General features: G+C 45.9%; 23 protein-coding genes and 1 riboswitch. Of the genes, 13 read left to right on the top strand and 10 right to left on the bottom strand.

The features are described from left to right. Positions 1 to 16 precede the first annotated feature (16 nt). The 3 genes from cysN (at position 17) to cysC (ending at position 4,065) form a co-directional block, all read left to right on the top strand. Entirely contained in the window at positions 17 to 1,447 is a 1,431-nt protein-coding gene (cysN, locus tag R7E29_RS18715) for a sulfate adenylyltransferase subunit CysN (RefSeq protein ID WP_017633444.1), read from the top strand. Positions 1,448 to 1,698: 251 nt separating this feature from the next. Next, on the top strand, positions 1,699 to 3,423 hold the full coding sequence (locus tag R7E29_RS18710) for an SLC13 family permease (protein WP_318082843.1): 1,725 nt from the start codon (positions 1,699 to 1,701) through the stop codon (positions 3,421 to 3,423). Between the two features lie 24 nt (positions 3,424 to 3,447). Beyond that, positions 3,448 to 4,065, top strand: a complete 618-nt coding sequence (gene cysC / locus R7E29_RS18705) for an adenylyl-sulfate kinase (protein WP_005379598.1) — start codon at positions 3,448 to 3,450, stop codon at positions 4,063 to 4,065. A gap of 89 nt (positions 4,066 to 4,154) precedes the next feature. On the opposite strand, the gene R7E29_RS18700 is transcribed toward cysC, so the two are convergent. From R7E29_RS18700 to R7E29_RS18670, 7 genes are all read right to left on the bottom strand, one after another. Continuing rightward, positions 4,155 to 5,060 (bottom strand): TIGR03899 family protein, encoded by a 906-nt coding sequence (locus R7E29_RS18700; RefSeq protein ID WP_318082841.1) that lies wholly within the window; start codon positions 5,058 to 5,060, stop codon positions 4,155 to 4,157. Positions 5,061 to 5,381: 321 nt separating this feature from the next. Further along, a complete protein-coding gene (locus tag R7E29_RS18695) occupies positions 5,382 to 5,876 on the bottom strand; it encodes a DUF3299 domain-containing protein (RefSeq protein WP_005379600.1) in 495 nt (164 codons plus the stop codon). Positions 5,877 to 5,880: 4 nt separating this feature from the next. Beyond that, positions 5,881 to 7,140, bottom strand: coding sequence for an ABC transporter permease (locus tag R7E29_RS18690; protein ID WP_017820287.1), 1,260 nt, complete (start codon positions 7,138 to 7,140; stop codon positions 5,881 to 5,883). After that, complete coding sequence (locus R7E29_RS18685) at positions 7,137 to 7,865, bottom strand: ABC transporter ATP-binding protein (protein WP_017820286.1); 729 nt, start codon at positions 7,863 to 7,865, stop codon at positions 7,137 to 7,139. Before R7E29_RS18685 ends, R7E29_RS18690 begins: the two co-directional genes overlap by 4 nt. Positions 7,866 to 7,917: 52 nt before the next feature. Further along, positions 7,918 to 8,571, bottom strand: coding sequence for a zinc uptake protein ZrgA (gene zrgA / locus R7E29_RS18680; RefSeq protein ID WP_158173619.1), 654 nt, complete (start codon positions 8,569 to 8,571; stop codon positions 7,918 to 7,920). Positions 8,572 to 8,705: 134 nt separating this feature from the next. After that, complete coding sequence (locus R7E29_RS18675; protein WP_158173620.1) at positions 8,706 to 9,005, bottom strand: DUF2607 family protein; 300 nt, start codon at positions 9,003 to 9,005, stop codon at positions 8,706 to 8,708. 227 nt (positions 9,006 to 9,232) lie between these two features. Next, positions 9,233 to 9,784, bottom strand: a complete 552-nt coding sequence (locus R7E29_RS18670; protein ID WP_005383122.1) for a YtfJ family protein — start codon at positions 9,782 to 9,784, stop codon at positions 9,233 to 9,235. 215 nt (positions 9,785 to 9,999) lie between these two features. On the opposite strand from R7E29_RS18670, the gene R7E29_RS18665 reads away from it, so the two are divergent. After that, positions 10,000 to 10,200, top strand: a complete 201-nt coding sequence (locus R7E29_RS18665) for a DUF1107 domain-containing protein (RefSeq protein ID WP_005379612.1) — start codon at positions 10,000 to 10,002, stop codon at positions 10,198 to 10,200. A gap of 70 nt (positions 10,201 to 10,270) precedes the next feature. On the opposite strand, the gene msrA is transcribed toward R7E29_RS18665, so the two are convergent. After that, a complete protein-coding gene (gene msrA / locus R7E29_RS18660; RefSeq protein ID WP_005379620.1) occupies positions 10,271 to 10,909 on the bottom strand; it encodes a peptide-methionine (S)-S-oxide reductase MsrA in 639 nt (212 codons plus the stop codon). A 167-nt stretch (positions 10,910 to 11,076) separates the two neighbouring features. Here msrA and R7E29_RS18655 point away from each other — a divergent pair, with 167 nt between their 5' ends. From R7E29_RS18655 to R7E29_RS18640, 4 genes are read left to right on the top strand one after another with little or no spacing between them, the layout of a single operon-like run. Then, positions 11,077 to 12,789: an autotransporter assembly complex protein TamA gene (locus tag R7E29_RS18655; protein WP_005383121.1), complete on the top strand. Its 1,713-nt coding sequence runs from the start codon at positions 11,077 to 11,079 to the stop codon at positions 12,787 to 12,789. After that, positions 12,786 to 16,550, top strand: a complete 3,765-nt coding sequence (locus tag R7E29_RS18650) for a translocation/assembly module TamB domain-containing protein (RefSeq protein ID WP_258631428.1) — start codon at positions 12,786 to 12,788, stop codon at positions 16,548 to 16,550. Before R7E29_RS18655 ends, R7E29_RS18650 begins: the two co-directional genes overlap by 4 nt. 44 nt (positions 16,551 to 16,594) lie before the next feature. Next, on the top strand, positions 16,595 to 16,942 hold the full coding sequence (locus R7E29_RS18645; protein ID WP_054576638.1) for a gamma-glutamylcyclotransferase: 348 nt from the start codon (positions 16,595 to 16,597) through the stop codon (positions 16,940 to 16,942). Between the two features lie 49 nt (positions 16,943 to 16,991). Beyond that, entirely contained in the window at positions 16,992 to 17,354 is a 363-nt protein-coding gene (locus R7E29_RS18640) for a DUF2799 domain-containing protein (protein WP_017633454.1), read from the top strand. A gap of 73 nt (positions 17,355 to 17,427) precedes the next feature. On the opposite strand, the gene ppa is transcribed toward R7E29_RS18640, so the two are convergent. Together ppa and fbp are read right to left on the bottom strand one after the other, a co-directional pair. Then, entirely contained in the window at positions 17,428 to 17,958 is a 531-nt protein-coding gene (gene ppa / locus R7E29_RS18635) for an inorganic diphosphatase (protein ID WP_005379635.1), read from the bottom strand. Between the two features lie 127 nt (positions 17,959 to 18,085). Next, positions 18,086 to 19,102, bottom strand: a complete 1,017-nt coding sequence (gene fbp / locus R7E29_RS18630) for a class 1 fructose-bisphosphatase (RefSeq protein ID WP_005383114.1) — start codon at positions 19,100 to 19,102, stop codon at positions 18,086 to 18,088. Positions 19,103 to 19,414: 312 nt separating this feature from the next. Between fbp and mpl the strand changes: the two genes are divergently transcribed. The 5 genes from mpl (at position 19,415) to thiQ (ending at position 24,988) form a co-directional block, all read left to right on the top strand. Then, complete coding sequence (gene mpl, locus R7E29_RS18625; protein WP_054576639.1) at positions 19,415 to 20,773, top strand: UDP-N-acetylmuramate:L-alanyl-gamma-D-glutamyl-meso-diaminopimelate ligase; 1,359 nt, start codon at positions 19,415 to 19,417, stop codon at positions 20,771 to 20,773. 5 nt (positions 20,774 to 20,778) lie between these two features. Further along, the gene (locus R7E29_RS18620) at positions 20,779 to 21,417 is read left to right on the top strand and encodes a flavin prenyltransferase UbiX (RefSeq protein WP_033906022.1); all 639 of its coding nucleotides are present in this window, start codon (positions 20,779 to 20,781) and stop codon (positions 21,415 to 21,417) included. 37 nt (positions 21,418 to 21,454) lie between these two features. Next, positions 21,455 to 21,591: riboswitch (TPP riboswitch) on the top strand. Between the two features lie 72 nt (positions 21,592 to 21,663). Continuing rightward, positions 21,664 to 22,656 carry a thiamine ABC transporter substrate binding subunit gene (gene thiB, locus R7E29_RS18615; protein ID WP_054576640.1) on the top strand — a complete coding sequence of 331 codons (993 nt, stop codon included), beginning with the start codon at positions 21,664 to 21,666 and terminating at the stop codon, positions 22,654 to 22,656. 41 nt (positions 22,657 to 22,697) lie between these two features. After that, complete coding sequence (gene thiP / locus R7E29_RS18610) at positions 22,698 to 24,284, top strand: thiamine/thiamine pyrophosphate ABC transporter permease ThiP (protein WP_258631368.1); 1,587 nt, start codon at positions 22,698 to 22,700, stop codon at positions 24,282 to 24,284. Further along, positions 24,284 to 24,988, top strand: a complete 705-nt coding sequence (thiQ, locus tag R7E29_RS18605; RefSeq protein WP_005379648.1) for a thiamine ABC transporter ATP-binding protein — start codon at positions 24,284 to 24,286, stop codon at positions 24,986 to 24,988. Before thiP ends, thiQ begins: the two co-directional genes overlap by 1 nt. Positions 24,989 to 24,994: the final 6 nt, after the last annotated feature.

Raw genomic sequence — 24,994 nt, 5'->3', positions numbered from 1 at the left:
GATCTAAGGAAAGATAATGAACAGTGCAGTTGAAGCTCAATTAGCCGAGCTTGGTATCGAAGGCTATTTAACACAACACCAGTACAAGTCGTTACTTAGATTCTTGACTTGTGGCTCGGTGGATGACGGTAAAAGTACATTAATCGGTCGCTTACTCCATGACTCAAAACAAATTTATGAAGATCAGCTAGCGGCAGTGCACTCAGACAGCCAACGTGTGGGCACCACGGGTGAAAAACCTGACCTTGCGTTGTTGGTCGATGGCTTACAAGCTGAGCGCGAGCAGGGGATCACGATTGATGTGGCTTACCGCTATTTCTCGACGCAGAAACGTAAATTCATCATTGCAGATACTCCTGGACACGAGCAGTACACACGTAACATGGCTACAGGTGCATCGACTTGTGACTTAGCTGTGATTCTGGTTGATGCACGTAAGGGCATTCTCGATCAAACTCGTCGTCACTCTTTCATTTCCAACCTGTTGGGTTTGAAGCACTTTGTTGTGGCGATCAACAAGATGGACTTAGTGGATTACTCCCAAGAGCGCTTTGAAGAGATCCGCGATGAGTATCTGAAGTTCTCTGAGAATCTGACTGGGGATATTGATATTCAAATCATCCCGATCTCAGCTCTTGAAGGGGACAATGTTGTGGATAAAGGCCAAAACCTGACTTGGTTTAAAGGCCCATCATTGCTTGAGCTTCTTGAAACGGTCGATGTGGATCAAGAAAAAGGCGCGGGTGAATTCCGCTTCCCTGTGCAATACGTTAATCGTCCTAACCTCGATTTCCGTGGTTTTGCGGGGACCATTTCTTCTGGTTCGATCAAAGTCGGTGATGCCATTAAAGCATTGCCATCGGGTAAAACGTCAACTGTGGCTCGTATTGTGACCTTTGATGGTGATATCGAAGAAGCTCGTGCCGGATTAGCTGTCACTCTGACGCTAAGCGATGAGATCGATATTAGCCGTGGCGATTTGATTGTTCTAGATAATGCTCAAGTGGAAACCACAAACCATTTGCTTGCCGATGTGGTGTGGATGACAGAGCAACCCCTGCAACCGGGTCGTGACTATGACATCAAAATCGCAGGTAAGAAAACCGTAGGTCATGTTGAAGCGATTCGTCATCAATATGACATTAATAATCTCTCGACTCATAGCTCGGCAGAGCTGCCATTGAATGGTATTGGTTTGTGTGAATGGTCTCTTAATGAGTCAGTCGCGCTGGACAATTATCAAGACTGTGCAGATACCGGTGGCTTTATCATTATCGATCGTCTGACAAACGTGACGGTTGGTGCTGGCATGGTTAAAGAGAGCCTCGCCGTGGTTGAGCGCGATTTGACGGACATCTCTGCGTTTGAAGTTGAGCTTAATGCGCTTGTCCGTAAACACTTCCCACACTGGGAAGCAAAAGACGTCAGCCAGTTTCTGAAAAAGTAACTGGCTTACCCAAGTACGATAATTTCAGGCTCTGTTTGCTGTTGTACTTGGGGCGTCGCTACCTAACTGAATTGCGAAATGTCGTTAGGTATTCTCCTAATACCAGAGTGCTTCGGTGGAGCCCAAGAAAACCGAGCATTCTGATGTTCTTTTCGCTTGCGCTGATTTTTGTCTGTTTACTCGTTTGTCGGTGATTCATGGATAAATGAGTCGTTGTTGTGCTCTTTAGGGCTATTTGGTAAGGAAAGGCTATGTGGGAACAAGGGTTTGTGTTAGCGATTTTGCTTGGCATTATCACTTGCTTGCTTGTCACGAAAATTAAGCCTAGTTATGTCTTTGCGGGTGCCGCTTTTATTGCATTCATGGCTGGGATGATGGATTCAGCCACTATCGCATCCAATTTTACCAACTCTTCATTGTTAACCCTGGTTCTATTGATTCTTGCATCCTGTGCTCTAGAAAAAACACTGCTGATCAGTTGGGTGAGCCGAAGTATCTCTGAGGGCCAGTTAGGCAGCGTGATTGCTAAGCTCGGTGTGTCGACCGCCTTGCTTTCTTCATTTACGAATAATACCGCTGTGGTTGTCTCATTGATTGGGGCGATTAAGCGTAATCAGCAGCATGCACCTTCGAAATTACTTATTCCCTTGTCTTACGCCGCCATTTTTGGTGGCACGTTAACTTTGATTGGTACGTCGACTAACTTAATCATCAACAGCTTTGTCGAAGACGCAGGCTTACCGAGCCTGAGCTTTTTTACACCCACGATGATAGGTTTGGCTGTGCTGGTGGGAGGGATGCTGATTCTTATCCCGCTCAGCTACTTGCTACCGAATTATGATGATCAAAACCAAGAAGATTTACCTTACTTTCTTGAGTCTCGCGTTGAGCCAGGCTCACCGTTAGTTGGGCGTACGATCAGCGAGAATAATTTACGTGCGCTGCGCAAACTGTTTCTTGCAGAAGTGGTGCGCGATGGTGTTACTGTTTCTTCTGTGGGACCGGATTTTGTGCTCAATGCAAAAGACCGCCTGTTATTTTGTGGCGATGTTGAGAGCGTCGCGACCCTGCAAGAAATTCCGGGCCTCAAGTTGTTTGGTCAGCAGCACTTAAATGGGCAAAACTTTATCGAAGTTGTGGTGAGCTCGTCGGCGACGTTTTGCTACAAAACCCTCAAAGAGAGCCGATTCCGCGACCGATTCGATGCCGTTGTTGTGGCGATTCGCCGAGGCCACGAACGCCTAGAAGGTGGCTTGGGTAGCATTACCTTAGCGCCAGGGGACACGTTAGTTCTGGTTCCAGGCAAGCGTTTTGAGTCTGAACGCCGAGCTCATCGTAAAGAGTTTGTTTTAGTGCATGACTTGGACTCTAGCGCTCGGCTTGATACTAATAAGTCTTCTATTGTATTACTGGGCTTTACAGCCGTAATTGGATGCGCTCTATTAGAGTTAGTACCGATTATTAAAGGTCTAGCTGCGTACCTTATCGCGCTTATTGCGTTTGGTATTGTGCAGATTTCAGAACTGCGCCGCCGTTTTCCGATTGATATCGTCGTGATTGTCGGTTCCGCTTTGTCTATTGCTCAACTGATGATCTCTTCTGGATTGTCAGAAAGAATGGGAGTGATGTTTATTGAAGCGTTTAATGGCTGGGGAGTATTTGGTGCCTTGGTGGCGACTTATATCATGACATTGGTACTCACTGAATTGGTGACAAACAATGCCGCGGCTGCGCTTTCTTTTCCTATCGGCTATAGCATGGCGGTGGGTTATGGCGTGGATCCGATGCCATTCATCATGGCGGTTTTGTTCGGCGCGAGTGCGAGCTTTATCTCTCCCTACGGTTACCAAACTAACCTGCTGGTGTACAGCGTAGGAAATTACAAATTGACCGACTACGTGAGAATTGGAGTGCCAATTTCGATTGTGTACTCTGTATTAGTACTTACTTTGATCCCGGTCTTTTTCCCGTTTTAATTCCGATATTTACAAGGATACGTTATGACTGCCGAAACGACGGTAAAAGATGAAAACATTGTTTGGCACCAGCATTCGGTTGATAAACAGTTTCGTGCTGAATTAAAGAAGCAAAAACCTGCCGTATTGTGGTTCACTGGTTTATCTGGAGCGGGTAAATCAACCGTAGCAGGGGCGTTGGAAAATCGCCTTGCAGCATTGGGTTACCACACCTATTTATTGGATGGTGACAATGTACGACATGGTTTGTGTAGCGATTTAGGTTTTTCTGAACAGGACCGTCGCGAGAACATTCGTCGCATTGGTGAACTGGCGAAGTTGATGGCAGATGCGGGTTTAATTGTTCTGTCGGCGTTTATTTCACCGCATCGTGCAGAGCGGAAGTTAGTGCGCGATTTATTGCCAGAAGGCGAGTTTATCGAAGTGTATGTCAATGCATCTCTAGAGGTTTGCGAAGGTCGAGATCCTAAGGGTTTATACCGTAAAGCCCGTGCGGGAGAGATTCCTAATTTCACTGGTATTGATTCGGAATATCAAGCGCCAGAGAACCCTGAAATCGATTTGCCCGCGGGAGAAAAGAGTGTCGATGAGCTGGTGGATTTGTGCTTAATCGATCTTAAACAACGCGGTGTGATCCGATAAAAAAGCATTTAGATCATAGGTGACCTAAAGCTCTTTGAGCAGCTGGAGAAGTATTTGGCTCATAGGTAGTCAAATGCTTCTCAAGCTGGCTAGACGGTATGATGAACCGTACTTTTAGCTTCACTATGGACACTAAATCTATGATTTAACAGTGCAAGCATTTGCTCGTAGTATTCGGCATGTGGTTTGTTTCCGAGCAAGGTGCAGAGCTCATTGCCTGTGGGTGTGAAGCGGTAATATAAAAGGCGGACACCTTTACTGTTTACGTTCAGTGACAAGTTTTTACCTTGGTAGGTGAGGACCAACGGTGTCTCGATACTAATTTCGCCAGATTCAAGTTCGGCACTGTGCAGCAGCCCTAATTCAATTAAGAGCAACAAGCTTGAATACGGCAGTTGAAAACTTCCCATATTTAGGCTGTTGGCGACGTCTCGCTTGCCGAAGCTAAATATGCCTCCTTGCGCTTTGTAACCAATCAGCAGTTTTCTGCTGTGATCCCCTCCAAAACTGCACGCTAAAGAGGCGGCTCTTTGCAGAGTTTGTGCTTCCTTTGGTGACATATCCTTGAGGGTTTTCAACGCTTTCATGGATGTTGAACCCGGATTGGTCACTTCACGCTTCATCACTTGAGCCCATAGCTTTTGCATCGCGCTGTTATGGATGTCTTGAGCCATCTCAAAAAATCGATGCAACCAATCTTGGTCCGGCTCTCCCGCTGTCTCATCTCGGCATGAACTGTGCGCTAATTTTAAAATCTGTTCTAAGTTTTTTTGTCGCTGTTCTTGGCGTCTTTGCTCTCGCAATTGGGCTCTTTCAAACGCAGATTTGGCTGGCGGGCCGGTTTGCAGTAAGGCGTCAAGACCGTGTATTTGGGCAATGGTTTTTACCTTACTAGCACTGTCTTTTATGTAGCCTTGTTTCTTTTCTTGTTGCGTATTTTTTTTTGTGTCTGACTGATGTTCGATGACAACAGGTTGCTTTGTCGGGTCTGCCATTCGTTTTCCTACCAAGAACTGCGCGGTTCGCACGTTTAAATTTACACCTTATCTGACCAAGCGACCAGACAGGAGTTCTCAGTTTTTGAACGAATAGGGCTATTCAAAATGATAATGAGTTGTTAAAATTGTTATCGTTATTTTGGAGGGGCTATGAAGTTCTCAGAAGCAGGTAAACTCAAAAAGCACCTGTCGATAGCGTTTCTTTTGGTTATTTATGTGGGCGTATTAGCGTATTTATCTCGTTATATCGTGTAGCACAAAGCTAAAAAGGCGCCAGTGTGACGCCTTAGGTGTAGCGAGGCTTATCGACGACTTAAATTACATATCGTCGTAGGCTTCTATTTCTGATCCCTCAATAACGTAAGCCGTTTCTGCTAGTTCGTGGTTTATCGTCTCGGTTTTCAACGTTCCAACCACATATATAACATCCCACAACTCTTGAACAGGCGCGCCTTTCGGAAACTTCACGTAAATGATCTGGTTTGGAGGCGGTGGTGGCACGTGAATACAAGCTCCAAAGTATGGCACTAATAAAAACTCGGTGACGGTATCGGCATCACCTTCAAGTGGGATAACAAACCCTGGAATTTTAACTTGGCTTCCGTTCAGTTCTGGTCGAACGTTACCAATCTTGGACTGCTGGGCTGCGCCACCACTGTGATCAGATGCAGGCATGCCTATACTGTCGAACAATTTACGCTCTTTTTCTGGAACAAGGTCAATCCAGTCAAGCTTCAATGGTTCTTCGCTGGCCATAACAGGCGCTGTGAATGCGACGACCAGCAAGCAACTTGCGAGTATTTTTTTCCACATTTTATTAAATCCTTATTGTCATTCCGTCACTCAGTGACTGTCGGTAGGCGCGGAGTGCGGGAATGAAACCAATCACAATACCAGCGCATTGTACGAAACCTAATAGCATCCACTCATAAGTAGATAAGATGCTTAAGGTGAGATGTATTCCATAGTGCTGTTGGATGATCGGCTGCGCGATAGCAAGAATGGCATACAGCCCAGTAACGCCAGTAATAATACCAGCAGCAGTAAGCAAGCTGGCTTCACTAATTAAGAGTGAGAAAACATGACGAGGCCTTGCTCCCATGGCACGCAAAATCGCCATTTCACGGCGGCGTTCCTGTAGGCTAGTTAATAGACTGCTTAACATACCTAACAACCCTGCGATCACGACAAAACCAGATACTGCCATTAGGGCTTGCTCTGCAACCGACATCATTCCCCATAACTCATGCAACGCAACGCCGGGCATAATGGCGCTGAGCGGCTCTTTGGGGTAGGTGTTAATTTGTCTTTGCAGGGCGAAAGTTTGAATACGAGATTTCAAACCAACGAGCATAGCGGTAATTTGTTTGGGCTGAAAGTCTCTGTTTTTGAGATCTTGTGCCTTGGGTGTCGGGCCCAAACGCGCACCACTTTCCCATCCGACGTGAATGGCTTCGATGGCTTCCAATGATACATGGACAGTTTTGTCGACTGGTGTTCCTGTAGGTGCAAGGATACCGACAACTTTAAATGGCAGATTGTCATGACGGCTAAAGCCAACGTCGCTAATGCCGTGGGCAATGATGATTTCGCTACCGATATCATAACCAAGTTGTTTAGCGACATCAGAACCTAGCACGGTTTCAAATAAACCATGGAATTCTCTACCCTTGCTAAATGTTAGTGGTTGCTTACTTCCAAACTTGTAATGCTCAAAGTAACTGTGATTGGTTCCCATAACTCGGAAGCCTTTATGCGAGTCGCCAAGCGAGATTGGAATAGCCCAATCGACTGAACGATGATTGGCAAACTCTTGGTAGCTTTTCCAATCGATGTTGTTGGTCGCATTACCAATACGAAACACAGAATAGAGCAATAGGTTCACTTGCCCAGAGCGTCCACCAATAATGAGGTCAGTGCCTGAAATTGTATTAGCGAAGCTATCCTTGGCTTGAGTTCGGATACGCTCGACGCCCAAGAGGAGTACCACTGAAATCGCAACGGTCATGATGGTTAGAATTGCCGTCGCTTTGCGGTTCATCAAGCTTTTCCAGGCGAGCTTTACAACAGCACTCATGATATGGCTCCTAGGCTAGATACTTGATTAATGTCGGGTAGATTGAGCGTGCGATCGAATAAGGGTTCGAGTGTTGGGTCGTGGCTAACGAATACCAGTGTGGCATTGGCTTGATTCGCTTGCTCCATAAGGAGCTCAATAAATGCTTTACGATTGTCATAGTCTAAAGCTGAGGTTGGTTCGTCAGCGATCACTAACTCTGGATGTCCTATCAGAGCTCGAGCCGCAGCCACACGTTGTTGTTGACCAATACTCAATTCAGAGACAGGGCGTGTATGAAGCTCGTTTGGCAGGTGCAGTCGTTCTAGTAGGGCCTGAGCCTGTTCATTTAACGTTTGAGATGAGGCACCTAAATGGGCACGGTCACGTCGTATTTTACTGAACTGACATGGCAATAATACGTTTTCAAGTACGTTAAGGTACGGCAATAAATTGAACTGTTGAAAGATGTAGCCAATATGATTGGCGCGAAAGCGGTCTCTCTGACTGGCACTTAAACTAGCAAGGTCAGTATCGAGTACAGATAGAGAGCCTGAAGTTAATGTGTTAATCCCCGTCAACAAAGCGAGCAAGGTCGATTTACCGCAGCCACTTGGACCTTTGATAAACACATGCTCGCCTTGTGTAATGTGTAATTTAGGGATGTGGATGGTTGCGTTGATTGAACCGGGCCAGAAAAATTGGGCATCCTCTAGCTCGACAACATTTGGTGTGGTTTCAGTCATATTAAATCACCAAAGCTTTGGCGTGTAAGTAGGTACTTACACGCCACTCGTGTTATTTGATTACGATTTGGGTGTTATCTTTGCTTAATTTAATTGCTGATTGCATGGTATCAGTGAATATATTGACGCTGATGGACTCTGTAGTTGGGAACTGGTTAAACCAATCGGTTTGGATTTGGCTAAGCTGATTAACTTGTTCGCAACTGAAGCGATATTGCACCGAAAATTCACCGTGACCGCCATGATCGTGCGCCTCATCATGATCGTCATGGTGGTCATGTTTATCATGATGTTCATTATGATCATGGTGTTCGTGCCCTTCATGATCGTGATGTGCATGGTCATCATGGTCGTGCTCACTATGATCATGTTCCTCATGAGTTTCGCTTAGGTTGTGGCTCACGTAAGCTTCTTCAACATTACAATCAGCTTGTGAGTTAATAGCGAACAATGCGTTGCTGTCTTCGAGTGTAGCGACGGCTTGTTTAAGCGCTTGCTCTTGTTGCGCGTTTTTTGGAGCATGTTCGAAACCCACAACATCAGCTCCAGGAGCTGTGATCTCTACTAACAGATCTTTGCCATCTTGGGCGATATTAAACTCGACGTGACCATGCACATGAGCACCATGCTGGCGGTATTCGTTTGCATTCGCTGCTGTCGATAAAGTGAGGCCAATAGCAAGGGCTAAAACGTGTTTTGATGACATTGTATTTTTCCTAATTTTACTGGCATTAACCAAAGGCGGTATTGCTCAGATTCGAGTTTCACTAAGTTATTGTTCCCTGACACACTAGGTGCGGAAATGAACTCAATAATTTTGAGTGTGGAATAGTTTGGAAATTAAGCAAAATAAGGAGGGGCACGAGCAGCGCCAAGAATTTCTTCGCCGTACACGAGATGCAAAAAAACATGATGATGCTGGGCGCGCGTAAAAGTCGGTGTAGAGAGGGTTGGTTGTACCTTTGCTATACCGTGCTGAACCCCAGAAAATAATTGGCAATGATGATGGGTATGATGGTCGGGCGTCAGATCGACTTGATGGAGTACAACCGCAAAGTTCCAAGCGATCAGCAACGCAACACTGAAAAATAAAGCAGTGCGATACCAATATCTTAGTGTTTTTTGCTGGTGGTGGTACATCTGAGCTCCTCTTACCGACTGTTATAATATAACACCCATAATGAATAAAAGTTCACTCTTTTGTTGGCTAGCAGAAAAATTTAACTCAACACATACGTGCCGAAAAATATTGGTAATACTCTCTGATGGAAGTGTCGCACTTATAAAGAGCAGAGTTATCACTGCCCATGCTTCTAATCAAATTCATATAGCTCCTTACAACAGGAACAAGGAGCCATTCAATGAAGCTAGATGTTCTGTTTAATAAGCTCAATGACTTTTGTTATCTCATCTTGCTCAAGTGCGCCCTCTTTGACAAACAGAACTTTGCCCGTTTTGTCTTGAACAATAATGGCCGAGCTTTCTTCTTTCAGGTCCCAAGTATTAGCAACTACGCCATTTTCATCAAGAACCATGGATGACCAAGGAAACTCTTTTTTGCTGTCTTGAGCTGAAGACTTCACGAAAGAGCCTGTCCCCCAAATTGCATCATCTTGGTTGATGATAGTCGTCGTCTGGTAGCTTTCTTGTGGAAAATTTGCCGCTGTTATTGCCGACATTAAAGGGGCATTCATCTCTTTTGAACTGCTACGGCCTGCGATGGCTTGAATAACACGAACTTTGCCTTGCATATGTTGAGTTGCCCAGGGTTGGTATGCAACGCCTTCGCCTTGTAAAACAATCTCGCCGTAAGCGGCAACATTGACAGGAGGAACGCTTTTTCCTACTGACAAGTTGTGTGCAAAGGTCAAGCTTGGCGTTAAGGCCAGTAGTAGAGGTAGGAGAGTCTTAGTTTTCATATTGTTATATTCCGTACGAGGTTTGGAAGCTTCCAGTATATATCCAGATCTTAGAAATTTGTAGGACCGTTTATAACATTTATTTAACGTATGGAGTGGTGTAATCTTGCGTTATATTTAGAATTTGCTAAAATGAGTTCCGTCGCAAATTGCGCATTAAGATTGCAGAGGAAAAATAAGCAATCCGTGTTTTCTCAAAGGAATTGAGGTGAGTTATGCTACGTGAGTTTGCTGTATATCGACCATTACAAGTGGCCCGTTTTGTTAAAACGTTGTTCAAAGGTCAGTTTTTTATTGTTGGGGTTGGCTGTTTTCAGTTCGACAATGGCAAAGTGTTACTACCTGACGTCAACGATCATAAAAGGCTCACCATCTTTAAAGAAGTCAACCAAGTGATAGCATCATTATCGGCTTAGTTAGCTTGGTACCCACTTAGATTTAGAAAAGAGCGACCATATCGGTCGCTCTTTTTGTTGCTAGTTAGGTTTATCCTTGGAGGCTTGGTGGGAAGCAAACTCCCGTTCCTCCGATGCCACAGTAACCATCAGGGTTTTTCGCCAAATATTGCTGGTGGTAGGTTTCCGCAAAGTAATACGGACCTGCTGGTTGTATTTCGGTGGTGATGTTCGCGCGTTGCTCTTCTTGCAGTGCTTGCTGATACAAGAGTTTCGATTTCTCTGCGCTCTCGAGCTGCTCCGTCGAATAAGTGTAAATTGCAGAACGATATTGAGTACCTAAGTCGTTACCTTGACGCATTCCCTGAGTTGGGTCGTGTTTTTCCCAAAAAACAGCCAGTAGCTTTTCTAATGAGATGACGCGTTCATCGAAAACGACTCGTACGACTTCTGTATGACCCGTTTTACCTGTACAGACCTCTTCATACGTGGGATTGGGTGTGTACCCCCCAGCGTAACCGACCGAAGTAGATACAACGCCGTCGAGTTGCCAAAATACGCGCTCAGCGCCCCAAAAACAGCCCATTCCGAGCAAAATCTGCTGTTGGTGTGACGCAAGAGGCGCCTTTAGGTTAGATTTATTTACAAAATGATGATCGTCAATCTGCATTGGTTGATCTCTACCTGGCAAGGCATCTTCTATACTGATCAATGTTTGTTTGTTGAGCATGGTATTTGTCCTTCAATACGTGTCTTAAATTTGCGAACTTTTTCATTTCGTCTGTATCTGATGCTGTGATGACATAGACCGCGTTAAACCTATTAATATTACAGACTTAGAATCTAATTGGCGTTATCATTATTTACGTTTACTTAACCTCATTCAGCCATAAAAGCATGATAAAAAAAGCTCTCCCCACCATTGTTGGCCTGTTTGCCTTTTCTCATGGTGCCTATGCCGATGTTTCTTTGACTTTGAAAGGCATTGATGGCGCTTTAGAAGAGAATGTCAGTGCGTATCTATCATCTATTCCAGAGAAGGATTACTCCACTTCTCTGCGTTTTCAAGCGAGATTAGATCAAAGTATCACTGAAGCGCTTAACGCGCTTGGGTATTATCATGCAAAAATTTCATACTCTATTCCTGAAGCGAATGATGAGTTAATTGTGCTCATCAAGCCGGGCTTGCCAGTGAAAGTGAAAGTCATGGATGTGGTCATCACTGGAGAGGCCAAGGACGATGAAGAGTTTGCAAAACTTATTGAGCGCTCTCCGCTCAAAGTTGGTCAAGTTTTGAATCAAGGCCAATACGACAGCCTTAAGTCAGGCATTCGTAACTTGGCGCTTCAGCGTGGTTACTTCAATGGTGAGTTTACGCTAAGTCGATTAGAGGTTATCCCTGATCTGAACGAAGCTAATGTCCGTTTGCACTACAGCAGTGGAATACGTTTCAATTTTGGCGACGTTTCTTTTATTGGCAACCACATCTGGGAAGACCGTGTCGCATCACTACAACCTTTTAAAGAAGGGGACCCATACAACGTTTCGAAGCTGGGCGAGTTTAACCAGAAGCTATCAAATACGGAGTGGTTTTCCTCAGTTTTTGTTGAGCCTGAATTGGATAGGCTTGATGATGGCCGAGACTTGCCAATTAAAGTGTCTTTATCTCCTGCTTCGAAGAATCAGATCGAGACGGGTATTGGTTACTCAACGGATGTTGGCGTTCGAGGAACGTTGAAGTGGAAGAAACCTTGGGTGAGCTCCCGAGGACACAGTTTCAACACTGCTTTATCCCTATCTAAGCCAGAGCAAACCGTGACTGCTTCTTACAAAATTCCTTTAGAAGATGTCGCTAACGATTATTATCAAGTTCAATATGGGCTTAAAAACCTAGACAACCGTGACACGCAGAGTATCGAGTCTAACCTTGCAGTGGAGCGTCATTGGTTAGCAGACGGTGGTTGGCATAATACCGTTTATGTTCGTCATTTGTACGAGAGCTTTACGCAAGGTTTACAAGATGATGAATTCAACTTCGTACTTCCAGGTGCGACATTTTCTCGGACTAGGGTTCGAGGGGGCAATATGCCAATGTGGGGAGACAAGCAAAGCATCACTATTGAGTATGGTGATACCGCTATGCTTTCTGAAACTAGAGTGCTCCGCTTAATTGGCTCGACATCTTGGATTCGTGGTATTGGAGAGAATCATCGTGGTTTGTTCCGCTTAGAAGGTGGTGCGAATATTACCGATGAACTTGAAAAACTATCACCGTCGCTGCGTTTCTTCGCTGGTGGTGACAATAATATTCGTGGTTACGGCTATGAATCTATTTCACCTGTGGATGAGAGTGGTGCTTTGACGGGTGGTAAATACATTGTTAGCAGTACATTAGAATATCAATATCGTGTTTATGGAAACTGGTGGGCTGCAACGTTTTACGATATTGGTGATGCGTTTAATGAAACACCAGATTGGAAATCAGGTGCTGGTGTTGGTATCCGCTGGGCGTCTCCGGTGGGCCCTGTTAGTTTTGATTTTGCATGGGGGTTGGATGCAAAACCAGAACGAGAGTTTCGTATCCACTTCTCATTGGGGCCTGAGCTATGATCAAAATGATGTTTAAGTGGACCAAATGGCTGTCGCTCAGTTTGATTGGTCTATTGCTGTTGCTCATCATTATTGTCGCGACAGTTTTGTTTACCCACCCAGGCCTCAAATTTGCCTTGTGGGGAGCTGAAAAAGCATTACCACAATTGCAGATTGAAAAAGTGCAGGGTTCATTGTTTCCTCGCTTCGAACTGCATAACGTCAGTTTTGTCGATGAGTCTTTGAATATCGACGCCAAAGTCGAGCGTTTAGCTTTGGCAGTGAACTTCCGCTGTTTCTTTGACCCTAAGGTCTGTGTCGATGAGTTAAGACTGCAGGGGCTTGACTTTAAGATGCCAGAGCTACCGCCAGCAAGCGAGGAGCAAGAGGAAACACCACCACTGCGTTCTATCAGTACGCCAGTGCCAATTTTTGTTAATAAAGTCAGCTTTAATGACATCAATGTCAATGTGCTGGGCAATCAAATTGATTGGCAAACATTCTCGACCGCTTTGTCGATGCAGGGTGATCGTTTGGTGATCGCACCTACCGCGTTGAAAGACATTAATGTGGCTTTAGCACCAAGTGAGGCTGAACCTGAAGCGGCTGCCGAGGAGCCGAAAGAAACTGACGTTACGCCGCAAGATATTGTGTTACCCGAAGTATGGATTCCACTGACGGTTGAAGCGCGTCGTCTTGATATTCACAATTTCAAACTGGCGGGTGAAACGCCAGTGATCGTCAATCATCTTGGTTTGGTTGCAAGAGCAGGCGGTGAACGTGTTGATGTCAAAACGTTAGAGCTCGACATGCCAGAAGTGGAAGGCAAGTTGAGCACACAAGTGACGCTTTCTTCTGATTACCCTATCAAAGCGCAATTGGACGCGTTAGTGAAGCAAGCGGATGCGAAGGGACAAAAACTGTCGCTTTCGGTCTCGGGTTCGGTTGGTGATTTGTCACTAAATGCTACGCTTTCTGAGCTTGTACAAGCGGAGATCAAAGGTGATATTCAACCGCTTAAAACACAGTTGCCGTTTGATGTCGCGATTAAAAATGTACAGGCGCAATGGCCGCTATTTGGACAAAGCGATTACCAGGTTTCTGTACCAAGCTTGGCGGCAAAAGGCTCACTTGATGGCTACGAAGTCGCATTAGAAACCAAAGCTTCGGGCAAAGATATTCCCGCCGTTGATGTCGCACTAAACGGCAAAGGTACGCTAGAGCAAATTGACCTCGAAAGCCTTGTAGTGAAAACCTTAGGGGGCGAACTCTCTGGGAAAGTCATGGCCAATTGGGCCGCGCCAATCAACTGGCAAGCTGACTTGAACCTGAAAAACATTCAACCAGGTTTACAATGGAAAGAAGCTGAAGGGGATATCAGCGGTAACCTTTCGACTTCGGGGTCGTTAACAGAACAAGGCGGTTGGCAAGTCAGTTTGCCTAAGTTAGACATTGACGGCATTTTGCGAGGGTATCCGCTGAATGTTGAAGGGCAACTTGAAGCGTCTGATAAAAACGGCAAAGGCGAAGACATCCAACTTACCACTCAGGGTTTAGCGCTTTCTCATGGTCCAAACCAACTCAGTGCAAAGGGTAAGATCGATAAGCAAATTCTGATGGATGTTGAGGTTAACTTCCCTGATTTTGCGAAAAGTGTTCCGGATCTTGCAGGTAAAATGCAAGGTAAAGTCGCACTACGTGGTAGCTTGAAAGAACCAGACATCAATCTTGATCTCGCTTTAAATCAGATAAACTGGCAGCAACAGGCGAACGTAGAAACGATCACCTTAAAGGGTGATGTGAAGCCTCTGCCAGCACCAAAAGCGAACATAAGCCTTATTGCGAACAACATTACCTATGACGACATAAAAGTTGATAGTGCTGACCTTGAAGTCTCTGGGGATGAAAAACTGCATCAACTGACGCTCGATGTAGTGTCTGACCTGGTGTCGACCAGTTTAGAAATTGAAGGGACATTCCAGCAGAAACCAGAAATGATTTGGGATGGGGCGCTGCGCCGCTTGACGCTGAGCTCGCAACAAGGCCCGTGGGCGTTGCAAAAATCGACCGCGGTGAAGGTCAATATCGACAAACAGATCGCGAACGTTCAAGCGCATTGTTGGTTGCAAGCGGAGTCGAGCGTATGTCTAACCGAAGACATTAGTGTCGGTAAGAGTGGCCAGGCGAAGTTAGCCATCAATGATTTTGATTTTGACCAAATCAAACAATTCCTGCCGCCAGAAACCAAGCTGCAAGGCTCGGTTAATGCACAGGCTTTTGCTAAATGGGCACCAGAGAAAAAGCCTGAAGTAACCTTAAGTCTCAATATGCCAAAAGGCCAAGTTGAACAAGCGTTTGAACAGCCAATTAAAGTCGGTTGGGAAAGCTTCAACTTTAAAGCAGCATTAGCGAAAGACAAGCTTGATGCCGAGTGGCTATTTGATGTGAAAGATAACGGTGACTTGTCTGGTAAGGTTTCTTTACTGAATGTCTCGTCTGAAAAGCCCACTATTGATGGTAAGGTTTCACTCTCTACGTTCCACTTGGACTTCTTGGCACCGTTGATTGGTGAGTACAGCTTGTTTAAAGCAAACATGAATACTGACCTAGCGATATCAGGTGACGTTATGCATCCGAAGGTGAACGGTCAGTTCTTGATTGACCAAATGAAGCTACAGGGTGAAGTCACACCGATAGATATAAACTCAGGGCAGGTCGTCATCAACTTTAAAGGCCATCAAGCGGACTTGGATGCCGGAATTTTAACCCCGGATGGTGAGTTGAACGTTACCGGTGATGCCGACTGGCAGGACTTACAGAACTGGCGCACTAAAGCGCGTGTATTTGCTAAAGAGCTCAATGTTGATTTGCCTCCAATGGTAAAAATCAAAGTGGAGCCTGACATGACAATAGATGTGACCCCTCAGCTTGCGAAAATTGAGGGTGATATTAATTTGCCATGGGGCAGAATTGTCGTCGAAGAGCTTCCACCAAGTGCGGTAGGCGTATCGAGTGATACCGTTATTCTCGATAAAAACTTGCAGCCAGTGGACGATGTGGCTGCGATGCCGTTTGATGTGGAAACGAACATCAACATTAAAATTGGTGATGACTTCCAACTTGCCGCTTTTGGTTTAAAAGGTGGGTTGAAAGGGAACCTAAACGTGACACAAAAAGACAAAGGTCCTTTCATCGTTGGTGAAGTGAATGTTGTCGACGGTTCTTATCGTTCGTTTGGTCAGGACTTATTGATTAAAGAAGGTAAGATTCTGATGAATGGTCCACCAGATCAACCTTACTTGTCTATCAAAGCGATTCGTAATCCAGACAATACCCAAGATGATGTCATTGCGGGGGTACAAGTGTCAGGCCCAGCATCTGATCCGAGTATAGAAATTTTCTCAGAGCCCGCGATGAACCAAGCCAATGCACTTTCTTATCTACTTCGTGGTCAAGATATTGATGGTGAAGCCGGTGGTAATGCAATGACAACTACCTTAATTGGTTTAAGCTTGGCGAAGAGTGGTCGTGTGGTTGGTGAAATCGGTGAAGCCTTTGGCGTACAGGATTTACAGCTGGACACTGCTGGGTCGGGCGATGACTCGCAAGTGACGGTGAGTGGTTATATTCTGCCAGGTTTGCAGGTGAAATATGGTGTCGGCATCTTTAACTCCCTAGGTGAGTTCACTGTGCGTTACCGATTGATGCAAGACTTGTATTTAGAAGCGGTATCTGGTGTAGATAGCGCCGTTGACCTACTCTATCAGTTTGAGTTCGATTAAAGTGCTTTAACCTAAGCATACACAGTCATGACTAAGGAGTGGTTATGCAGCATTTGATTTTTGTCTACGGCACGTTACGCAAGGGAGAGTACAACCATCAGTATTTGCGCTCGGCGCAGTTTCTTGGTTTACATGAAACGGATGCTCAATTTGCAATGTATGACTTAGGCCCTTATCCAGCGTTGTCTGATGGGCAACGCTCGATTCAAGGTGAAGTGTATCTGATTGATGATGAAACCTTATCCGAGCTAGATAAGTTGGAAGATGTGCCAGTGGAATATCGCCGAGAGAGCATCGTTACGCCGTTTGGCCAAGCTTGGATCTACTTATATCAAGATACTGAGCAATTAACCGAAGAAATCGCTTCCGGCGATTGGTGTCAAAAGGTGTGAGCTATACTGACATTATCAATAGCAACGAGCTAAACACTAAGGAGTCACGATGAAAGCATTCGTAATTGGAGTAATGGCGTTGCTTCTTGCTGCATGCGCACAAACAACACTACCGACTTCGAATAATGTGACCGATTGGCAAGTGTTTGGTAAGCAGTCAGCTTTAGATGGATTACGGGAGTTATCTGAGGAGCGAATTGCGAAGCTGGATGATGTTAACCATGCGACGCCAGAACTGATAATGGCTTATCAAGCGGGTTACCAGCAAGGCAAACAAGAGTATTGTGAGCAAAGTGCTTATATGCTCGGTGTTATCGGGCGGCCGTATTTTGGCATTTGTGATGATGTTGACCCCTTCTTTCAACATGACTACGACGCTGGACGAATGTCTTCAGCAGGCGCACCTATCTAGTTGACACAGGTAAGATGAAAGCAAAAGAGCTGCCCTAGAGCAGCTCTTTTTAATTTTGTATCAGCAGTGATGCTTATTTTTTCTGAGCTCGCTCGTAAGATTCTAGGATTTCAGCTTTGGCGGCAGCAACATCTGCCCAACCATCCACTTTCACCCATTTGCCTGCTTCAAGCTCTTTGTAACGCTCAAAGAATTGCGTGATCTGCGCTTTCAGTAGTTCTGGGATATCGTCCACATCTTGGATGTGCTCGTACTCTTTCGAGATTTTTGAGTGGGGAACCGCAAACACTTTTGCATCTTCACCCGATTCATCTGTCATCTTCAAAACGCCAACAGGACGGCAGCGAATGACTGAACCTGGCATGAGTGGGTATGGTGTTGGTACCAATACGTCGACTGGGTCGCCATCAAGAGACAGGGTATTGTTCACGTAGCCATAGTTGCATGGGTAGAACATTGGTGCAGACATGAAACGGTCGACAAATACAGCACCAGAGTCTTTATCTACTTCGTACTTGATTGGATCTGCATTTGCAGGAATTTCGATCACGACATAGATATCTTCAGGCAGCGACTTGCCTGCTGGTACATGGTTTAAGCTCATTAGAATATTCCTTTTCATTAACGATGAGTCACACAAAAGCGGCTTCATCTGATGATAAATTCGCGTTTCACTTTAGCGACAAAAACGCGGCAGGTAAACACCTGCCGCGTTGGACAAAGGTCTGAAATTATTCTTCGTCGCGGTGCAGTTCAAGGAACTCTTCAACTTTGCGAACCATGTTCTTCGAACCCACAAAGAAAGGTACACGCTGGTGCAACTCAGTAGGCTTGATGTCCATAATGCGATTCACGCCGTCCGATGCAATGCCGCCAGCTTGCTCAATGAGGAATGCCATAGGGTTACATTCGTAAAGCAGGCGTAGCTTGCCTTGTGGGTGGCTTTGTGTGCTTGGGTAAAGGTAGATACCACCTTTCAGTAGGTTGCGGTGGAAATCAGCAACCAGCGAGCCAATGTAGCGAGAAGTGTATGGGCGACCGTCTTCTGGCACGTTTTCTTGGCAGTACTTGATGTACTTCTTCACCCCTTGAGGGAAACGAATGTAATTACCTTCGTTGATGGAGTAGATCTTACCATCATCAGGAATCATCATGTTTTCATGAGAAAGACAGAAGCTGCCGATAGATGGGTCGTAAGTAAAGCCGTTTACGCCGTTACCAGTTGTGTATACCAACATGGTGGAGGAGCCGTAAATCACGTAGCCCGCAGCCACTTGCTTGTGACCAGGTTGTAGGAAATCTTCTTCAGTTGGTGGAGTACCGATTGGAGAAACACGACGGTAAATCGAGAAGATAGTACCAACAGAGACGTTCACATCGATGTTAGAAGAACCATCAAGTGGGTCCATCAGTACTACATATTTGGCGTTTTGGTTGAGTTCTTTATTGAACGCAACTGCTTCGTCTTCTTCTTCACTGGCAACGCCACACACTTGATCACGAGCTTCAAGCGCGGCTTTGAACTTATCGTTCGCGTAAACATCGAGCTTTTGCTGATCTTCACCTTGGACATTTTCCGTGCCTACAGCACCAGTGATATCACCGAGACCCGCTGCGTTGATTTCGCGGTTAACGATTTTTGCAGCTAAACGAATGGAGGCTAAAAGGGATGATAGATCACCGCTAGCGTGGGGGAAATCCGCTTGTTTTTCGACAATGAACTCGCCTAGGGTGCGCAGTCCTGACATGGTTAATCCTTACATTTTCATTTCATTGGGGGTAGTGCGCAAGTGAGCATCTCTTTATGGATGTTAAACGATTGCGCTGGATGTAAGTTTAAGTCGCAGATCTTTTTAATGGTAATGAAGTAACTGTTTGAGATCTCAATTTATTTGTAGACTTGTTTGAGGGATTCATCAGTAAGCAAGAGGTTGTACAGTCTGTGTTCAACCTTGTCATATTTGTGAAAGGGACTGCAAGAAGAAGGCTAAAGTCACTCGCTTTTCAGGCGGTAATCGCGATAATGAAAGCATTAAAAAACGCATTACAAGGTTTAGTTTATGCACATTCATATCTTGGGTATCTGTGGCACATTTATGGGCGGCGCAGCGATTCTAGCGCGCCAATTAGGACATAAAGTCACTGGTTCTGATGCCAACGTTTATCCGCCAATGAGCACACTGCTTGAGTCTCAAGGTATTGAAATTATTGAAGGCTTTGACCCGTCTCAACTCGACCCTCAACCAGATCTTGTGGTGATTGGTAATGCGATGAGCCGTGGCAACCCTTGTGTCGAGCATGTGCTCAACACTAACATGCGTTACACCTCTGGCCCGCAGTGGCTCAACGAGTTTTTGCTGCATGATCGTTGGGTATTGGCGGTATCGGGTACACATGGGAAAACGACCACGTCGAGCATGCTTGCTTGGATACTTGAAGATTGTGGTTATCAACCGGGTTTCTTAGTCGGTGGGGTACTCGGTAACTTCGGAGTGTCTGCTCGTTTGGGTGAAAGTATGTTTTTTGTCGTTGAAGCGGACGAATATGACAGTGCTTTTTTCGATAAGCGTTCTAAGTTTGTGCATTACCATCCTCGCACTTTAATCATGAACAATCTTGAGTTTGATCATGCTGATATCTTCGATGATCTAGAAGCGATCAAGCGCCAATTCCATCATTTAGTGCGAACTGTACCGGGCAATGGATTGATCTTAGCGCCGAGAAAAGATCAGGCGTTAGCGGATGTATTAGAGCGTGGCTGCTGGACTGAAAAACAGTTCTCTGGTGAGAATGGTGGCTGGCAAGCGCACAAATTAGTGCTTGATGGCTCAAAATTTGACGTTGCGTTGCAAGGCGAGAAGGTTGGTACCGTCGAATGGAATTTGGTGGGTGACCACAATGTGGATAATGCGCTGATGGCAATCGCTGCTGCACGACATGTTGGAGTCACTCCGGATCTTGCTTGCCAAGCATTAGGGCGTTTCATCAATACCAAGCGCCGTTTAGAGCTGAAAGGTGAAGAACAAGGTGTGACGGTTTACGATGATTTTGCGCATCACCCAACGGCAATTGAACTTACTGTCGGTGGTTTGCGTAACAAGGTAGGTGAAAAACGCATCCTAGCTGTGTTAGAGCCGCGTTCTGCCACCATGAAGCGTGGCGTACACAAAAACACACTTGCAGAGTCACTACACAGTGCAGATGAAGTCTTCTTGTTCCAGCCAGATAATATCGAGTGGTCTGTGCAAGACATTGCCGACCAATGCAAACAGCCAGCGTTTGTCGATGCGGATATAGATAACTTTGTAGCCAAGATCGTCGAACGTGCGCGAGCAGGTGACCAAATTCTAGTCATGAGTAATGGTGGCTTCGGTGGTATTCACGGAAAACTTCTTGAGCAGTTAAAACAAAAAGCCTGATTGATATGCAAAACAAAACACAACCCTCTCACAAAAAAGCCATCACGTTGGCATTAACGGGGGCTTCTGGTGCTCCCTACGGCCTTCGTCTTTTAGAATGCTTGGTTGCGGCGGATTATCATGTCTACGTTCTGATTTCTTCGGCAGCTCGTGTTGTGATGGCAACCGAGCATAATCTTAAGCTGCCAAGTGGTCCAGAAGCAGCGCAGCAAGCATTGGTAGAGCACCTGAACTGCAATCCCGATAACATCACCGTTTGCGGTAAAGATGACTGGTTCTCACCGGTTGCGTCTGGTTCTGCTGCACCAAAGCAAATGGTGGTTTGCCCATGTTCTGCGGGAAGCGTTGCAGCGATTGCGCATGGTATGTCAGATAACTTGATCGAGCGGGCCGCTGATGTGGTAATGAAAGAGCGCGGGCAGCTGTTGCTCGTGGTTCGCGAAACACCATTTTCAACGCTACATCTGGAGAACATGCACAAACTGTCGCAAATGGGCGTCACCATCATGCCAGCAGCTCCAGGCTTCTATCATCAGCCAAAGAGTATTGAAGACTTAGTGGATTTTATGGTGGCGAGAATTCTTGACCACTTAGGTATTGAGCAAGGTTTGGTGCCTCGTTGGGGTTATGACCAGCGCTCGTGAGCTGATTGTGTAACCACTCAAATACCTTTACAATCCATCCAACTCATCGGGGAGCAAACCCATTTAGCATTGAGTCAATCAATGCATTGGGGCGCTGAGACCTAAGTGTTTAACTAGGGACCCGTATTACCTGAACCAGATAATGCTGGCGTAGGAATTGAGTCTGGATATTGGAAGTCCTTAATAGCCGCCTCAAACCCTGTGCCGCTCAACTTATTTCTCTGAAATACTCATGGAGAGCGAGCAGTGAAACCCACTCTAAATCTGATTGCCCTAGCTGCAATCACCTCTACTTCAGCGTTTGCCGCTGAAAACACATTAACCATCTATACCTACGACTCTTTTGCCGCAGATTGGGGGCCGGGTCCTAAAATCGAGCAAGCTTTTGAAGCAAAATGTGGCTGTGACGTTAACTTCGTAGCGTTGGACGATGGTGTGTCGATTCTGAATCGTCTTCGTCTTGAAGGCGGTAATAGCAAAGCGGACATCGTATTAGGTTTGGATAACAATCTGATGGCAGAAGCGAAGAAAACCGGTCTGCTTGCCGAGCACAATGTGGATACGGCCAACACAGTGTTACCAAACGGCTGGAGCGACACGACGTTTGTACCGTACGATTACGGCTACTTCGCGTTTGTGTACAACAAAGAGAAACTGGCTAATCCGCCGAAAAGCATGAAAGAGCTGGTGGAAACGCGCGACGATCTGAAAGTGATTTACCAAGATCCGCGGACTTCAACGCCGGGCCAAGGCTTAATGCTATGGATGAAATCTATTTATGGCGACGATGTGACGCAAGCGTGGCAGAAGCTAGCAAGCAAAACCGTAACGGTTACGAAAGGTTGGTCTGAGGCGTATTCTATGTTCCTCAATGGTGAGTCCGATTTAGTGCTTTCTTACACCACCTCACCTGCGTACCACTTAATTGCGGAAAACGATTCGAAGTTTGCGACGGCGAATTTTGCTGAAGGCCACTACATGCAAGTTGAAGTCGCCGCCAAAGTGAAAGGGGCAAAAAATTCAGAACTTGCTGATCAATTTATGAATTTCATTTTAAGTGATGAGTTCCAATCGGCGATGCCAACGGGTAACTGGATGTACCCAGTCACTGACGTTGAGTTACCTAAAGGTTTTGAAACTTTGAGTGTTCCAAGCAAGTCGTTGAGCTTTAGTGCTGATGAAGTGGCAAAAATGCGTAAGTCTTGGATTCGCGAATGGCAAAGCGCATTGACGTTTTAGCTGACGTTTCCACCCTCATCTGAATGAGATAGGTTTTACCTTTGAATTCTGTTCCAAAAATAGGTTTAGGGGTCGCGATGATCATCGCGACCTTTGTTATTTCTGCCCTAGGTGCTTTGATTGTTCAAGCCCCTTCACTTGATGTGTCTGTGGTATGGGGCGACCCGTACTATCAACATGTCACCAAGTTCAGTTTCTACCAAGCGTTTCTTTCCACATTGCTCAGTGTTGGCTTTGCCATTCCAGTAGCGCACGCACTTTCGCGTCGCCAATTTATTGGTAAATCATTACTGCTTAAGCTGTTTGCATCGACACTGGTTTTGCCGGTTTTGGTTGGTGTTTTTGGGCTGTTAGCGATTTATGGCAACAGTGGTTTGTTGGCGCAGTGGTTGCAAAGTTTCGACACTAAACTGCCATTCTCTATTTACGGTTTGAACGGCATTTTACTCGCCCATGTGTTCTTTAATTTACCTTACGCGGCACGATTGCTTCTGCAAGCCTTGGAGTCTATTCCTGCCGAGCAGCATAAGCTTTGCGCGCATCTTGGGATGAGCCATTGGGATAAGTTTCGCTGGGTAGAATGGCCGCGTTTAAGGCAGCAGCTTCCCCACGTTTGTGGGTTGGTGTTTATGTTGTGCTTTACCAGTTTTGCCACTGTAATGGCGTTGGGGGGCGGGCCAAAATCCACCACCATTGAATTGGCCATTTACCAAGCGATTAAGTTTGATTTTGATTTACAAGCTGGGGCGTTATTGGCGCTGTGGCAGATGCTGTTATGTGGACTGCTTGCTATTGGTGTGCAGAAGTTAACAAGGCCTGTTTCTATCAGTGCTGGAAGCACATCGGTACAGCAATATTTAACGAAGGATCATGGGTGGTCAAAAGCTTGGGATAGCTTTTGGATCATAGGTGCCTTTTTACTGGTAATACCGCCGTTATTGATGGTGTTACTGAGTGGCATCAACCAACAAGTTTGGACAGTATTAACCGATGAGCGTTTTTGGTTTGCGCTATTGAACTCCCTCAAAGTCGCCTGTGTCGCTAGCGCGCTTGCGGTCGCTGCAGGGGTGTCCATACTATTGACCAGTCGCCGTTGGCGGTTGCAGTACAAAAACACGCGAGCCGATCAGATAGAGTTAATCGGCACCATTATTTTGGTGACTCCAGGTCTGGTGATTAGCACCGGTTTATTCTTACTACAGCGCGCATTTACCGATGTTTTTAGCTTGGCATTTTTTGTCGTGATTTTGGTGAACGGTTTGATGGCTTTGCCTTACGTGATCAAAACGCTAGCGCAGCCAATGCTGCACATTGAACAACAGTATCAGTATGTATGTGCCAGCTTAGGCATGCGTGGCTGGCAACGGTTTAAAGTGGTGGAGTGGCAGGCGCTACGCAAGCCGTTTGCACATGCGTTTGCGATCAGCTTTATGTTTGCAATAGGGGATTTAAGTGCCATCGCACTGTTTGGTGGACAAGAGTTTCGTACCTTACCTCTGTATTTGTTCCAGTTGCTTGGCAGTTATCAGATGGACGCAGCTGCGGTGGTATCGGTGACCCTATTGTTGTTGAGTGTGGGCTGTTTTGCCTTGATTGAGAAAGTATTGAAAACGAAGGAGAGAGCGTAATGTTAGTGTTGGATGATGTGCAGTACACCTACCAACGTGAACTGTTTCGTTTTGACTTAACGATTGAGCAAGGACAGATTGTATCGCTGATGGGACCAAGTGGGGCAGGGAAGTCAACCTTGCTGGCGTTGGTGGCAGGATTCATCCATCCTGACCGTGGTGATATTTGTGTTGATGGTGAGTCCATTGTGCGTAAAGAGCCTTATCTGCGTCCGTTCTCTATGTTGTTCCAAGAGCACAATTTGTTTGCTCACTTATCGGTGCGTGACAACATCGGTTTGGGCTTACACCCGGGGCTAAAGCTCACGGTGGACCAAAATCGTCAGATTGAACAAGCCGCGCAGCAAGTTGGTGTTGCAGAGTACCTCGACCGTTTGCCAGAGCATCTTTCTGGTGGCCAGCGTCAACGTGTTGCCTTAGCGCGTTGTTTTGTTCAGCCTCATCCCATGTGGCTATTGGATGAGCCGTTCTCGGCGCTTGATCCGGTGTTGCGTGAAGAGATGCTGAGCTTGGTAAAAAAACTCGCAGCAGAACGGGGAATAACCGTATTGATGGTCACGCACCATTTAAGCGATGCCAAAGCGATTGCCAGCCACTTTGTGTTTGTGGCAGATGGTAAAGTGGAAGCCGCGGGTGATATGTCTGCATTGAGTGAACAGCATGCTAGTGAGAAGCTTGCGGCATTTATCCGAGCAGCATGCTAGTGCCTG

The sequence above is a fragment of the Vibrio sp. Vb1729 genome, assembly GCF_033338655.1.
Taxonomy (GTDB): Bacteria; Pseudomonadota; Gammaproteobacteria; order Enterobacterales; family Vibrionaceae; genus Vibrio; species Vibrio alginolyticus.
Note: the sequence above shows the minus strand (reverse complement) of the source record. Positions and strands in the feature narration are given on the sequence as shown.

What these genes read in the sequence shown, in the direction of transcription:
- R7E29_RS18645 (WP_054576638.1), top strand. Translation starts at nt 16,595, where the DNA reads ATGCAGCATTTGATTTTTGTCTACGGCACGTTACGCAAGGGAGAGTAC.
- fbp (WP_005383114.1), bottom strand. Translation starts at nt 19,102, where the DNA reads ATGTCAGGACTGCGCACCCTAGGCGAGTTCATTGTCGAAAAACAAGCG.
- R7E29_RS18665 (WP_005379612.1), top strand. Translation starts at nt 10,000, where the DNA reads ATGCTACGTGAGTTTGCTGTATATCGACCATTACAAGTGGCCCGTTTT.
- R7E29_RS18655 (WP_005383121.1), top strand. Translation starts at nt 11,077, where the DNA reads ATGATAAAAAAAGCTCTCCCCACCATTGTTGGCCTGTTTGCCTTTTCT.
- R7E29_RS18620 (WP_033906022.1), top strand. Translation starts at nt 20,779, where the DNA reads ATGCAAAACAAAACACAACCCTCTCACAAAAAAGCCATCACGTTGGCA.
- R7E29_RS18700 (WP_318082841.1), bottom strand. Translation starts at nt 5,060, where the DNA reads ATGGCAGACCCGACAAAGCAACCTGTTGTCATCGAACATCAGTCAGAC.
- R7E29_RS18690 (WP_017820287.1), bottom strand. Translation starts at nt 7,140, where the DNA reads ATGAGTGCTGTTGTAAAGCTCGCCTGGAAAAGCTTGATGAACCGCAAA.
- R7E29_RS18685 (WP_017820286.1), bottom strand. Translation starts at nt 7,865, where the DNA reads ATGACTGAAACCACACCAAATGTTGTCGAGCTAGAGGATGCCCAATTT.
- R7E29_RS18695 (WP_005379600.1), bottom strand. Translation starts at nt 5,876, where the DNA reads ATGTGGAAAAAAATACTCGCAAGTTGCTTGCTGGTCGTCGCATTCACA.
- R7E29_RS18650 (WP_258631428.1), top strand. Translation starts at nt 12,786, where the DNA reads ATGATCAAAATGATGTTTAAGTGGACCAAATGGCTGTCGCTCAGTTTG.
- cysN (WP_017633444.1), top strand. Translation starts at nt 17, where the DNA reads ATGAACAGTGCAGTTGAAGCTCAATTAGCCGAGCTTGGTATCGAAGGC.
- mpl (WP_054576639.1), top strand. Translation starts at nt 19,415, where the DNA reads ATGCACATTCATATCTTGGGTATCTGTGGCACATTTATGGGCGGCGCA.
- ppa (WP_005379635.1), bottom strand. Translation starts at nt 17,958, where the DNA reads ATGAGCTTAAACCATGTACCAGCAGGCAAGTCGCTGCCTGAAGATATC.
- zrgA (WP_158173619.1), bottom strand. Translation starts at nt 8,571, where the DNA reads ATGTCATCAAAACACGTTTTAGCCCTTGCTATTGGCCTCACTTTATCG.
- cysC (WP_005379598.1), top strand. Translation starts at nt 3,448, where the DNA reads ATGACTGCCGAAACGACGGTAAAAGATGAAAACATTGTTTGGCACCAG.
- R7E29_RS18640 (WP_017633454.1), top strand. Translation starts at nt 16,992, where the DNA reads ATGAAAGCATTCGTAATTGGAGTAATGGCGTTGCTTCTTGCTGCATGC.
- msrA (WP_005379620.1), bottom strand. Translation starts at nt 10,909, where the DNA reads ATGCTCAACAAACAAACATTGATCAGTATAGAAGATGCCTTGCCAGGT.
- R7E29_RS18710 (WP_318082843.1), top strand. Translation starts at nt 1,699, where the DNA reads ATGTGGGAACAAGGGTTTGTGTTAGCGATTTTGCTTGGCATTATCACT.
- R7E29_RS18670 (WP_005383122.1), bottom strand. Translation starts at nt 9,784, where the DNA reads ATGAAAACTAAGACTCTCCTACCTCTACTACTGGCCTTAACGCCAAGC.
- thiQ (WP_005379648.1), top strand. Translation starts at nt 24,284, where the DNA reads ATGTTAGTGTTGGATGATGTGCAGTACACCTACCAACGTGAACTGTTT.
- R7E29_RS18675 (WP_158173620.1), bottom strand. Translation starts at nt 9,005, where the DNA reads ATGTACCACCACCAGCAAAAAACACTAAGATATTGGTATCGCACTGCT.